The 12867-nt window shown below is 57.0% G+C and carries 10 protein-coding genes; all 10 read left to right on the forward strand.

Going from position 1 to position 12867, the window contains the following annotated elements:
- Positions 1-215 precede the first annotated feature (215 nt).
- The 10 genes from HQL76_02785 (at position 216) to HQL76_02830 (ending at position 12861) form a co-directional block, all read left to right on the forward strand.
- Positions 216-2228 (forward strand): glycosyltransferase, encoded by a 2013-nt coding sequence (locus HQL76_02785; protein MBF0108089.1) that lies wholly within the window; start codon positions 216-218, stop codon positions 2226-2228.
- A gap of 60 nt (positions 2229-2288) precedes the next feature.
- A complete protein-coding gene (locus HQL76_02790; protein MBF0108090.1) occupies positions 2289-3428 on the forward strand; it encodes a glycosyltransferase family 1 protein in 1140 nt (379 codons plus the stop codon).
- A 100-nt stretch (positions 3429-3528) separates the two neighbouring features.
- Complete coding sequence (locus tag HQL76_02795) at positions 3529-4647, forward strand: class I SAM-dependent methyltransferase (GenBank protein MBF0108091.1); 1119 nt, start codon at positions 3529-3531, stop codon at positions 4645-4647.
- Entirely contained in the window at positions 4644-6389 is a 1746-nt protein-coding gene (locus HQL76_02800) for a carbamoyl transferase (protein MBF0108092.1), read from the forward strand. The genes HQL76_02795 and HQL76_02800 overlap by 4 nt, the downstream gene beginning before the upstream one ends.
- Complete coding sequence (locus HQL76_02805; GenBank protein ID MBF0108093.1) at positions 6386-7570, forward strand: radical SAM protein; 1185 nt, start codon at positions 6386-6388, stop codon at positions 7568-7570. The genes HQL76_02800 and HQL76_02805 overlap by 4 nt, the downstream gene beginning before the upstream one ends.
- Positions 7571-7704: 134 nt before the next feature.
- On the forward strand, positions 7705-8838 hold the full coding sequence (locus HQL76_02810) for a DegT/DnrJ/EryC1/StrS family aminotransferase (protein MBF0108094.1): 1134 nt from the start codon (positions 7705-7707) through the stop codon (positions 8836-8838).
- A 13-nt stretch (positions 8839-8851) separates the two neighbouring features.
- Complete coding sequence (locus tag HQL76_02815; protein MBF0108095.1) at positions 8852-9745, forward strand: NAD(P)-dependent oxidoreductase; 894 nt, start codon at positions 8852-8854, stop codon at positions 9743-9745.
- A 72-nt stretch (positions 9746-9817) separates the two neighbouring features.
- A complete protein-coding gene (locus tag HQL76_02820) occupies positions 9818-10903 on the forward strand; it encodes an ankyrin repeat domain-containing protein (protein ID MBF0108096.1) in 1086 nt (361 codons plus the stop codon).
- A 224-nt stretch (positions 10904-11127) separates the two neighbouring features.
- Positions 11128-12069 carry a ribose-phosphate pyrophosphokinase gene (locus HQL76_02825; protein MBF0108097.1) on the forward strand — a complete coding sequence of 314 codons (942 nt, stop codon included), beginning with the start codon at positions 11128-11130 and terminating at the stop codon, positions 12067-12069.
- 156 nt (positions 12070-12225) lie between these two features.
- Positions 12226-12861, forward strand: a complete 636-nt coding sequence (locus HQL76_02830) for a 50S ribosomal protein L25/general stress protein Ctc (GenBank protein MBF0108098.1) — start codon at positions 12226-12228, stop codon at positions 12859-12861.
- Positions 12862-12867: the final 6 nt, after the last annotated feature.

The following is a 12867-nucleotide window of genomic DNA, read 5'->3' on the forward strand; positions in this document are numbered from 1 at the left end:
AAATTTTCGCAGACCCAGGCAACAGTCTCCATGGCCGTTTTGCCCCGCTTTCGCAAACCCTCGCCGCCGATTTTTTGCAGGGGACTCATGTTTGCATGCCGTCTATCCATTACTTGCACGATACTTGCATAAACTTTCCATCAATGATTCCGATCGCGTCATTCAATCCACGCCCAAGATTCGGATACCCTATTGTTTTCCCTGCCGGAGTCGCCATGCCCGCTGAACACATTCTTTCTCCAAACGACCCCCGTTACCGTTTGCTTGAAAAAGAGTTGTTCCACACTCTGGGAACAAACCTCGACTGTCTGGATAAAAACAACCCGGACCTGGCGAAGAAACTGCGCGCCAAAAAGAAAACGACCCGTCTGGACCTTCGCGTCGTCATGGTCGATGGAAAAATGACCAGCCTGATATTGAATCTGGGAAACTATCAATCCTTCGAAATGATGAACCCAAACATGAGGGAGGGCATCGAGGAACGGGTTTCCCAAATGGACATCAAACAAACCGTACCTCTCATCTTCGGCGTCGAATCGGGTTACGAATTTCTGGTCCTGAACGATTTCACCCGGTTGACCGACAGCATTTCACGGGATTTGAAGATCGAACGGCCCGTCTACGTCGTCGAGCCGGTCATCGAACGCCTTCTCGTCATCCTGTGCATGTTCGACCTGTGTTCCATCTTTCAGGAAGGGCGTTTTTTCTTCTTCGTGGGAACAAACGCCTTGAAAGAGTTCGCCGAATATCTGATTCATCCGGACGTCATGCTGCCAAACACATTCATCTGCGCCAAAAACGATGAAAATCTGGCCAGGATGATCAACGATCTTATCAGGAAATGCCTTGAATTCCGCAAGGAAAATATTCGCCGACATATCGAGCAGGTCCAATCATATTACCGGTCACTTCAAGACAACCATTGGTCAAGGATCTACCGACATAACCCGGACCGCCCTCTGCGCATTCTGGGACTGACCTCCCGTTTCACGACGTTTCTCCAGTATGCCACCCGAGACATGCTCGACGGATTCAAACAACTCGGACATGAGACGAAAATTGTCATCGAAAGCCACGGTACCCATCGCATCAACACCCTTTCCACATTCAAGGCATTCTCCGAATTCAAGCCCGACATGATTTTCATGATGGATCATTTCCGCTGGGAACACGATTTCCGCTTCATGGATCGGGTTCCCGTGGTCACCTGGATCCAGGATGCCCTGGAAAACATCGTGACCGACCGCACCGATATCACATTGACCGACAGGGATTTTGTGTTTTGTTTCTCCGACCTGTGGCTCCGGGATGGAACCTTCGACCGTCCCATCTACCGGGGGAAAAAAATCCACTTTCTTCCGGTCGGCATCAATACGAACGTTTTTCATCCGGAACCGGAGATCAGCAAGGATATCGATGTTCTTTTCGTAACGCATCTGGTCAATCCCATCCGAACCCTTCTCCCCTTCCGCAATCCCTCCTGGGACCCGGGCCTGATCGGAAAGGAACCAAAAATCGGCGACCTTGAACTTGATGCAACGACCTTGAAAAATATTTATTTCAGTCTTATCGCCGCCCTTGATTCTTTTTCCTACCAGCAATTATGCCACCACGTCGTCCGTCCGGAATTGCTCCAGGAACTCGGGCGCAACATTTTTCAGGCGAATGGAATTGCCCCCCATCTTGTTCCCCCTTCCTTTCTGTCCGGCATCGAATCCCCCATTTGCATGGAGGTGCTCTCCCTGATCAAGGCCATCCCGATGATTCACCTTCAAGAACACGGAATCGACGTTCATATCTACGGAAAAAACTGGGAGCGGTTTTCGCAACTCGGTCCCAGACTCAAGGGACCCGCCAACAATGGTCAGGAACTGAATCGGCTGATGAACCGATCCCGCATCTGCATCAACAACAGCGCCGGGACCTCGCTCCACATGCGGGCCCTGGAAATTCTCGGTTCCGGAAATTTTCTTCTCACCCGGAGAATTCCCAAGAAATACGATACCGCAAGCATTCTCGACCACTTCACGGAAAATGAAGACTTCGTGTTCTTCGAAGATGAGGCCGACCTCCTGGATAAAACCCGCTATTTCCTCGAACACGAATCATTGCGCCAAGAGATCGCCACGAAAGGATACCACAAGGCCTGCCAAACCTTCGGCTACAACTCCCTGGCGCGAAACATTCTCGACGTCATCAACCAGGAGCTGACTCGCGCCTCTCCCTGAGCCATCCCCGGACTTCCACCATTCCTTCGACCCAAAAACGGCAAGATACGACGATCAACCATGAAAAAACTGGCTATTTTTCTCCCCGCCCCCACGCCTTTCTATAAAACCCTGCTGCAACAACTGACAACCGCCTTCACCCGCCTCGGGCTGTCGGTTCGCGGCGATACCACCTTGCCTGGGGAAGAGGAACTCATCACCTTTTGCCGTTCGTTCCAGCCCGACGCCATCTTCGAAATGAATCGGTGCCGCTGGGAAATTCCCGCGCTGCCACCATCGGTCCGTCACATCTCGTGGATCGTCGATACCCTGGGACGACCGATGGAACGATTGGGGGGAAGCGACCTGCTCTATTTTTTCGGCCACAACTGGTTTTCCCGTCATCCACGAACCGGAGCGACCATGGTCGATTGGCTTCCTCCGGGAAGTTGCCAACGGACCTACCATTTCGAGGAATGGCATGAGGGCGTCCACTCCTGCTCCTTTGTCGGACACATTTCCTTTCCCTGGACCCACGAAGAGTTGCAACGTCCCCTGACAACCGAAACCAATCGGATCACCCGCTTTGATGATTTTCTGCCCGAGTACGAGTCTGCTTTGCAAAAAACCAGGCAACGTGGATTCGACAACGATGATTATGTCCGCCTGGGCCTGAAGGTGATGACACAACGTTTGGGAATTCGCCCGCAACTCGACAAGGTACTGTGCTATGACATCGGCTGTCGGGTCATTCGGATGCGCAACCGCCAGCGTCTCCTGAATCTTGCCCTCGCCACAGGCGCCGAACCCGTCTTCCACGGCACCGGAGGGTGGCAAGCATGGCCAGAATATCAACCCTTCTTCCGGGGACATCTGGAAAACCCGGACGATGTCCGCCGTCTCTATCAGGATTCACGGGTCAATCTTCACGAGGGGGTCGGCATTCACTTTAGGTCCATGGATTGCATGTCCTCGGGTGGAATCCTGATGTATCTCGCATCGGAAGATGACGACCAGCCGGGTGGGATCAATACACTTTTTTCCCCTGGAGTCCATTTTGTTTCGGCCACCGCCGAAAATTTTTCCATAGAGTTCGCGGAAATCATGCATCACCCTGAAAAACGAAGACAAATGGCCTGGCAGGCGGCGCGGGAAATCCGTGCCCATCATACCTGGGACCATCGCGCCGCCAGAATCCTGGCCGATCTTGGACAATTGTGAACACCCAGTCCGCCGTCGGGAACATGAAACCTGCGAAAAAAAATACCGGACATGACGATGGCGACCCTGGAATATCTTGCCGGCACGAACAATGGCTGCCATGAATGATTTCTACGCCACCACCGTTCACAATCGAATCAATGCCGAAAACGATGCGACCCGTGAACGCTACCGTCGAAGGATCGACCGGGAACTGGCCTGGATGGGGTGGCAACCGGAACGGCTCATCGGCAAGAGAATCCTCGATGTCGGCACCGGTTGGCAGGCCCTCCGATTCATCGAACTGGGGGCAGGAGAGGTCGTGCATCGCGATCTCAGCCCTGCCCAGGTGGATTGGCTGTCACGGGAAACGGTACGTCTGGGAATCGGCAATCTGCATTCCCGTCCGGCGGATCTTTGCGGCGACTGGGGCGTGGAAGGACGGTTCGACCTGATTTTTCTCCTCGGCGTCTATCATCACCTGGCCAACCCCGCGGCCATGCTCGACGAGGCAATGAACCGTCTCGAACCCAATGGAGCGCTGTTTTTGCGCCTCTACCGTTCCGGGACATGGAGCCGCTGGCTGATGGCCCATCTGCGCCGCGTCGCCACCTCGCTGACACCCGCTCTGATGGAAAAGGCCTATTCCATCCAGTTTCCCCTGGAAAACGATCACGGCTTTCTCGGCAACATGCTGGATGACCTGTTCACTCCAGTCTGGGGCGCATTTCATCCCGATGCCTTCGAGCGAAGCGCCCCCCTTCTTGGAGGAACCATCCGTACCGAGGAGGACCGCTTCGCCTGGGATTTTTCCGACAGGGACGAAAATTTTCGCGTTCTTTTCACCCGGTCACCGGATGGCCCGGACGTTTCCACCAATACCCGCGCCATCCCGCTCCCTTGCGTCCTTCCCGTCGATCAATTCACGCTTCCCCTCGACACACCCCAAGCCCGTCGCGTGGCCCGCAAACTTGAAGAAGCGGTCGCATTCCTCCTGGATCTGCACGATGATTTGGAGCGGGCCTGCCGTCTGCTGACCCTGTGCCGCCTGATCCGGCGGTTCGATGCCTTTTCCTATTACGCACCCCCCGGCGACGGACCAATGAACATCGCCGCAAGCCCGAATCCTGAAATCGCAACACCAACAAATGGAAATTCCGAAAGTCCGGATCTTGGATCTTGTCGTCTACAATCCCTTGAAACCATTCTGCAACGTTGGGGAAGTGGTGTATCACGATGAACGTTCTCGGAATTACCTCAAGCGCGGAAAGCGGCGCTGCCCTTTTTGTCGATGATCTTCCCGTGGCTGCGGTCAACGAGGAACGCCTGTCACGAAAAAAACTTGATGGTGGCTATCCTCATAAAGCCATCGACTGGTGTCTGCGGACGGCAGGGCTGTCTCCGGAAAAGATCGATCGCATCTGCTATGGGTTCAGTCAGGGCTTCGTTCCAGGAGAAACCCTGAGCGGACTTGTGGCGCGCGCCGTCGAGGGATATGGCGATGATCCCCTGGCCATGCAAATCATCACCGAACGTCTGGTCATCGAAGACCGGGTCGATACCGAAGCGCGCGCGGAATTTTTTTCCCAGACACGAAAGAAATTCCCTCATGCCATCCCCATTCACCATTGCAGCCATCATGAAACCCATCGGGCCGCCGCGTTTTTTCCGTCTCCCTTCGACGACGCCCTGGTCATCACCGCCGACGGGCGGGGAGATTTCCTGTCGCTGACCCTCGCCAGGATGACACGCAACCCCAATCGCTCCCAACTCCTCTACCGCGCCTACAGCTGGGAAAGCCTGGGTTATCTCTATGGACGGGTCACCGGTCTGTGCCGGTTTACCCCCAACCGTCACGAAGGCAAGGTCATGGGCCTTTCGGCGGTCGGCAATCCCGAACCGGCCCGCCCCCTGATGCGCCGCATGATCGATCTCGATTCCCAGGGGCGGATCAAAAGCCATCCCGGCCCGTTCTACCGTCCCTTCTTCACCAATTTTTCCGATACCCTGATCGAAGAGGCGTCCCGTTTTTCCAGGGAAGATCTTTCCGCTGCGGTGCAAGTCCACCTGGAATCGATCATCCTCGGGTTGTTGTCGCGTCATATCGCGGAAACGGGGATCGGGCACGTATGTATGGCGGGGGGTGTTTTTTCCAACGTCAAGCTCAACCAGAAGATTCGCCAACTCCCCGGATGTCATGAAGTTTTCATCTATCCCAACATGACCGACGGGGGAATCTGCGCCGGGGCGGTCTACGATTGGATGTTCAAAAATGATCGTCCCCCCCATGCCACCTTTCCCAGTCTTTATCTGGGCCCCCGAATCGATCCGGACCGTCTTTTCACCCTCCTCCGACAGCAACAGTTTCATCCGGTACGCCCCGCCCATTTGATCGCGGATCTCTGTAGCCTGCTCGATGCGGAAAAGGTGGTTGGACTTGCTCAGGGAGGCGGTGAGTTCGGACCCCGAGCCTTGGGCAATCGCAGCATGATCTGTTCCCCGCGCCATCCCGACAAATGCACGGAAATCAATGAACGATTGAGCCGCAGTGAATTCATGCCCTTTGCCCCCTCGATCGCCGAGGAACTCGCCCCGAAGTGTCTCGTCGGCTACACCCCCGATTGCCTTTCGGCGCGGCACATGACCTTGAGTTTCCTCGCGACCCCGGAAATGGCCATGAAGGCCCCGGCGGTCGTCCATGTGGATCAAAGCGTCCGACCCCAGGTGGTGCGACAAACGGACAACCCCTTCTTCCACGAACTTCTGCTGGCGTGGCATCGCAAAAGCGACATTCCGGCACTCCTCAACACATCGTTCAACCGCCATGAAGAGGCCATTCTCAGTTCTGAAGAAGACGTTGTCGAGGCGGTCCGGGAAGGAATCATGGATGCCCTGGTGTTTCCTCCCTATCTGCTGGTTCTCAAGGGAGCCCCGGAAGAACTGGCCGTGCATCGCGATCATCCGGAAAGGGAAGGTCCATGAAACGGTCGGATGGTTCATTACAAGTGCCATTGGAAGCCCCCAGGGAATTGCACCACCTGGTCACCGATGCCCCCGCTTCCCCCTGCCTGCATCCCTGGTGCGATGTCTGGATCAATGCGGCAGGATGGGTCTCCTGTTGTCCCCAGAACCGAATGCGCTGGGGAAACATACGCCAGACCCCCTTGGAGACGCTGTGGAATTCGGACCCCGCCCGCAGGGTGCGCCAGCTCATCGGATCGGGAAACTATCAGGAAGCGGGGTGCGACCGTGAATGCCCGTTTCTGCGCGGATCCTTCCAGGGGCCGGTGCAAACGCCACCGGTGGCGGAGTTGATCAATCCCCCGCTCATCGATCCCGAAGACAATTCCCCCTGTTCACGAAACTTCAAGGAGGTCGAAACCGCCTATCGGCAACGACAGGAATCCCTGGACTGCCGACCACTCTTCATCGACCTGCAGACCACCGTCCGCTGCAACTCCGACTGCTTCATGTGTCAACAACCCCACCACGACGACATGCACCTTCCGGTGGAACTCATGGAATCGCTCTTTCCCTACCGGGCTACCGCCCTTTTCTTTCGCTGGCAGGGAGGCGAATCCTTCATTCGCAAGGAATTCATCGGCTTCCTGGAACGCTTCGACGACCCAACCCATCCCCATTGCCGCCGCTCGGTCATCAGCAATGGCTCTTTCCTTGGCGACAAACTTCTCGAACGCCTCGTCCATGTGGAACGTCCTCCCTTCTTCCTGATCTCCATGGATGCGGTCAGCGAGGAACGGTATCGCCAGATCCGCCGAACCACCAACCATGCCCGGGTCATGACCGCCCTCGAAACCCTCGCCCACCTGCAACGGACCCTCGGACGCAAGGATCTGGTGACCTGGAACTATGTGGTCATGAAATCCAACTTCGAGGAGATGGATCAGGCCATCGATCTGGCGCAACACTGGGGCATCAATCTGAATTTTGCCCCGCTCCAGGGACCTTACCATAACGAAAATATTTTTTTATTTCATAATCTTATAAAACATGACATCCTTTGGAAGATCATTGAATCCCTGGAACGAAACGCATTATCCGCCTCGGTTGCCGTCAGTGGATTCGTCGGCATGCGGCATCGTTTATTGCATCGGGACGCAAGCATCATCGAAAACAAACATCAATCACCGATCCCTACGTGACCGCCAAGGTGTCAAAGAATATTATGTATTGATATTAATTATTATTTTCACGCCAAGAGATGCGACCAGGAAACAACCCCAAGGGTTTTGATTTGACTGCTCTCCTTAACCCGCGAACGACAGGAAGATTTTCCATGACCGCCACACCCAAGCCATCCCCGCCACTGCCCCAATGGAAGGTTCCTTTCATCGATCTCCGGGCGACCTGGGCCCGGGAACGGGAAGACCTGCTGGGCATCATGGACGAAGTGGCCGGAGATGCCCGTTTCATCTTGAGGCAGGAGGTCGAGGAACTGGAACAACGAAGCGCTTCTTTCCTCGATGTTCCCCATGCCGTCGGCGTCGGCAACGGCACCGACGCCATCACCCTGGGATTAAGGATTGCGGGGATCGGGGCAGGAGACGAGGTCATCACCGTCGCCCATACCTTTGTCGCGACGGTCGCCAGTATCGTTCATTGTGGCGCCACCCCGGTCCTGGTGGACATCGGGGAAGATTTTCTCATGAATCCCGACCTTCTCGAACGGGCGATCACCCGTCGGACGCGGGCAATCATTCCCGTCCACATGAATGGCCGCTGCTGCGACATGCCACGAATCCTCGATGTCGCCCAGCGCCATGGACTCCTGGTCATCGAGGATGCGGCCCAGGCCTTTGGCGCCACCTTGAACGGAATACATGCCGGGGCCTTCGGAATCGCCGCCGCCTTCAGCTTTCATCCCATGAAAGTCCTTTCCTGCTGCGGCGATGGCGGTCTTCTCACGGTCCGGGATGCCGCCATGGCGGAACACGCCCGACGTCTGCGCCATCACGGACAACGCAACAAGACCGAAATCGTCCATTTCGGCTTCAACAGCCGTCTCGACAATCTTCAGGCCGCCATTCTGCTGTACCGCCTGCGGAAACTGGAAACGACCCTCGCCCAGCGACGGTCGATCGCGCAAAAATACCATACGGGCCTTGCCAACCACGACAAGATCAAACTGCCACCCCATTTCGGTCTTCCCGGCGATTCCCATCAGGACATCGTCAGCGGTTTCGTCCTGCGCTTGAGCAAACGGGACGACCTCAAGCGTCACCTGGCGGAACGGGGAATCGAAACCTTCGCCCACTGGTCACCGCCCATGCACCACTGGGAAGGACTCCATCTGAAAGCCTCCCTGCCGGTCACCGAACGCATCAGTTCCGAAGTGCTTTCGCTGCCGGTCTTTCCCGAAATGACCGATGACCAGGTCGATTGGGTCATTGGATCGATTCTCTCCTTTTGAGTCAAAATGTCCCATGGCCAGGATCCTGATCACCGGTATCGGCGGTTTCATCGGTCGCGTTCTCGCCCGGGCGCTCCTCGCCCGAGGTGATGAAGTGCATGGCATCGACCGTATCCGACACCCATCCCTTCCCGAACCGGTCTGTTTCGTCCAGGCCGACCTGGCCCGGGAAGAGACCTGTCCGGACCTCCCTGGCAACCTGGACGGCATCATCCATCTGGCCGGAGTCAGTCGGGCAGGCGACGCATGCCGCGCCCCGGTTCCCGCCATGAACGCCAACATCCAGGGTTCGGCCAACCTGCTCGATCGGGCCGCTCGCGCCACGCCCAGGCCCTGGCTCATCCTTGGTTCCACCCGCGAAGTGGACCGACTTCTGAAAAAACAAACCCTCCCTTCGTTACAGGACATCTATGCCCTGAGCAAACAAACCATGGAGTCCATCGCCATCGCCTTCGCCCGCGAAGGGGGCAATCGGCTTCTGATCCTCAGGCTTTCGGATGTCTACGGTTCCCCCGAGGAACCGGAAGGAAAATTGCTGCCCACCTTCATCCGCCGCGCCCGCGACAACCAACCCCTCCTCATCCACCCCGGAAGCCTGGGGGTTTTCTTTCATTTCACCCATATCGACGATGTTCTCCGAGTTGTCCTCGAAGGGATCGACCGATTGTCGGCCACCACCACCCCTTTACTGGCCCTGCAACGGGTCTGGGACGAATCCCAACCCATCGACAGCACCCATCTGGCTCGGCTGATCCAGACCATCGGCACATCCGCTTCCCCCATCACCCTTCCCCCCCCCGTCGTCTCCCGCTCCTCCGCCATCGAGCCCTCCATCGAGGAAATTCCCTTCATTCCCACCATAACCCTTGCCGAGGGGATCCGCAGGCAATTCGCAAGGTTTTGTTAATTGGCAAAATTCTTGCTTCTTCACGCCAATCGACCCTCAATTCAGTACATTTAACGACAAGGAGCCCAATCCATGCCATGGAATAACGTCAGAACGATGACAGGATGGGTGGGAAGATCGGCCTTCATTGCCCTGGCCCTCACGGCAATGGCATCGACAACCGCTACAGGCGCCGCCACGCCAGAAATGACTCGGACGGATGAACGACGACCCGTCCAGGAAATGGAAAAAAAATCGACACGGACCCCACTCCACACCGCCATCGAGGAAGGAGACCTGGTTCAAGCGGAAATCCACATCCGCGCCAAAAAATGGATCAACGACCGTGATGTCTTCGGACAAACTCCACTGCATTTCGCGGTCGTGCGGGAAAACCTATCGTTGATCAAGGAACTGTTGGCAGCCGGGGCGAACGTATCATTTCCCGACCGGCGGGGAGACACGCCATTGCACATCGTGGCGGCACGACAGGGTTCCCTGGAAATCGCCTGGACCCTCCTCGACAAAGGCGCCAACATTCACGCCGCCAACGCCAATGGCACAACGCCATTGCACTGGGCCGCGGGGGAGGGCAACCTTGCCCTGGTTGGTTTGTTCCTGCGCCACGGCGCCAAGGTCGATCCAATCGATGGCAAAGGGGATTCCCCCCTGCACTGGGCAGCCGAATCATCGCGGCTCGATGTGGTCAAATTTCTGCTGCGCTCGGGCGCCGATCCGGGCAAGGTCAACAAAAGCGGTCGTTCCCCCCTGCATCTGGCGGCAAAAAACGGTCAACTCGAAATTGCCGCCCTCCTGGTCGATCGGGGCGTCGATCTCACAACCTCTGGAATTTCAGGCGATACCGCGCTCCACTGGGCCGCAGGCCAGGGACATGCGGACATGGTCCGTCTTCTTTCCAGCCGGACCCGGCAGGTCGATCCCCGGGCCAAATACGGCGAAACGCCACTCCACTGGGCCGCTTTCCGCGGCCATTACGAAGTCGCGGCCCTGTTGATCGATGCCGGAGCCAACTGCAACGCCCTGGATGCCCAGGGCAATACCCCCCTGCAACTGGCCCAGGCTCAAGGATACGACAAAATCGTCAAACTCCTGCTGCCCCGCGCCACGCTCAATACCGTCCACCGGACCCAGAAACAGATACCGGTTCCCAACATCTGAACCATTCCCATCCCTCTGGACCGACTTTGAATTTTCAGAGGCCATTGCCCGGAACAATTCATGTCGAATGGTTGCCATCGGGCGATGATGGGTGTATGTTTCCCCCGCGACGCTTGGTCGAGAAGAGAAGGCTTCGACAACGACAGCCCCACCGAATCGATCCTAAGGGATCGGTGCCCACGCCTTTTCTGTCCCCCTTTATCGAGATTCAACCAACGATGCCGATCGATAAACTGAAAATTTTTTCTGGCAACGCCAACCCGGAACTGGGACGGCGTATCTGCGAATACCTATCCATGGATCTGGCCAACGCCACCATCCGACATTTTTCCGATGGCGAAATATTCGTCCAGATCGACGAAAATGTCCGTGGCCGCGATGTCTTCGTCGTGCAACCGACCTCCTCCCCGGCCAACGATCACCTGATGGAACTCCTGATCATGGTGGACGCCCTGCGACGGGCCTCGGCGGGAAGAATCACCGCCGTCATCCCCTACTTTGGCTATGCACGCCAGGATCGCAAGGAGGCAGGAAGAACCCCCATCACATCCAAACTGGTCGCCGATCTTCTCCAGGCCGCCGGCGTCGGACGGGTGGTGACGATGGACCTCCATGCCGGCCAGATTCAAGGATTCTTCAACATGCCCGTGGACAACCTCTATGCCACCCCCGTCCTTCTCGGGGCGGTCCGGCAGAAGGGGATCAAGAACGGCATGGTCATCTCGCCCGATGTCGGCGGCGTCGTCCGCGCCCGCTCCTATGCCAAAAGACTCGATCTGGAACTGGCCATCATCGACAAACGGCGCCCCGCCGCCAACGTCGCCGAGGTGCATCACATCATCGGCGACGTCTCCGGAAAAAGCTGCATCATCGTCGATGACATGGTCGATACCGCCGGCACCCTGGTCAAGGCGGCGGACGCCCTGATCGATCACGGCGCCACAAACGTCATCGCCGTCGCCAGTCACGGTGTCCTTTCGGGACCCGCCGTCCGCCGCATCCAGGATTCCTCCTCCCTGGACCGGCTGATCGTCACCGATACCATCCGTCTTTCCCCCGAAGGGGAGGAATGCCCCAAGATCGAACGGCATTCCGTTTCCAGCCTTCTGGGAGAGGCCATCCGCCGCATCAGCGACGAAGAATCGGTCAGCTCCCTCTTCGTCTGACCGAAAACAACAATTCTGTCCGCCTGTTCCATGCGGACCCATCGCTCGGACCCCAAATGGTTGGGGTTCTTGAATCGACCGGCACCCCTGGAGGCCGGTCGTGATCGGGGATCGTCCCCGCCTTTTCACTTCTTACCCTTTTCATGGAGTCGGATCATGGCAATCATCAAGGCCACAAAAAGAGACGGGACCGGCAAGGGGGTGGCTCGTCAACTGCGGCGCGATGGTCGCGTTCCCGCAGTGTTGTACGGCGGTCCCAAGACAAAAAGCAACATCAACCTTTCCCTGGAATTGCGGGAACTGCTCAAAACCCTCGAAATCGAAGGAACCAACATCCGGGTCAAGGTCATCGACCTGGTCATCGATGGCGTCGGCACCGAAAAATCCCTCATGCGTGGATTGCAGCTCCATCCCGTCAGCGGACGACCGGTTCATGTCGATTTCATGCGGTTTGATGCCCATCAAAAAATTCAGGTGATGGTGCCCATCCATGTCGTGGATGAAGACCAGTCCCCCGGCATCCGCAGCGGCGGCATCTTGCAACTTGTCCAGCATGAAATGGAAATTCACTGTCAGGCGGGCGCCATCCCCGAGGCGATCGAGGTTTCCATCAAAGGGCTGGAAATCGGTCATTCGATTCATCTGCGTGACATCCAGCTGCCGGCGGGCACCGAAGTTCACGGCGATCAGAACATGACCATCGTCACCCTCATCGGCGTCAAGGCGGAGCAAGTCGAGGAAGGGGCCCCCGCGGCGCCGGAATCGGGCGAAAGCCAAGCCGAAGCCTCCTGAACCTGG

It is taken from the genome of Magnetococcales bacterium (assembly GCA_015228815.1).
Taxonomy (GTDB): domain Bacteria; phylum Pseudomonadota; class Magnetococcia; order Magnetococcales; family UBA8363; genus UBA8363.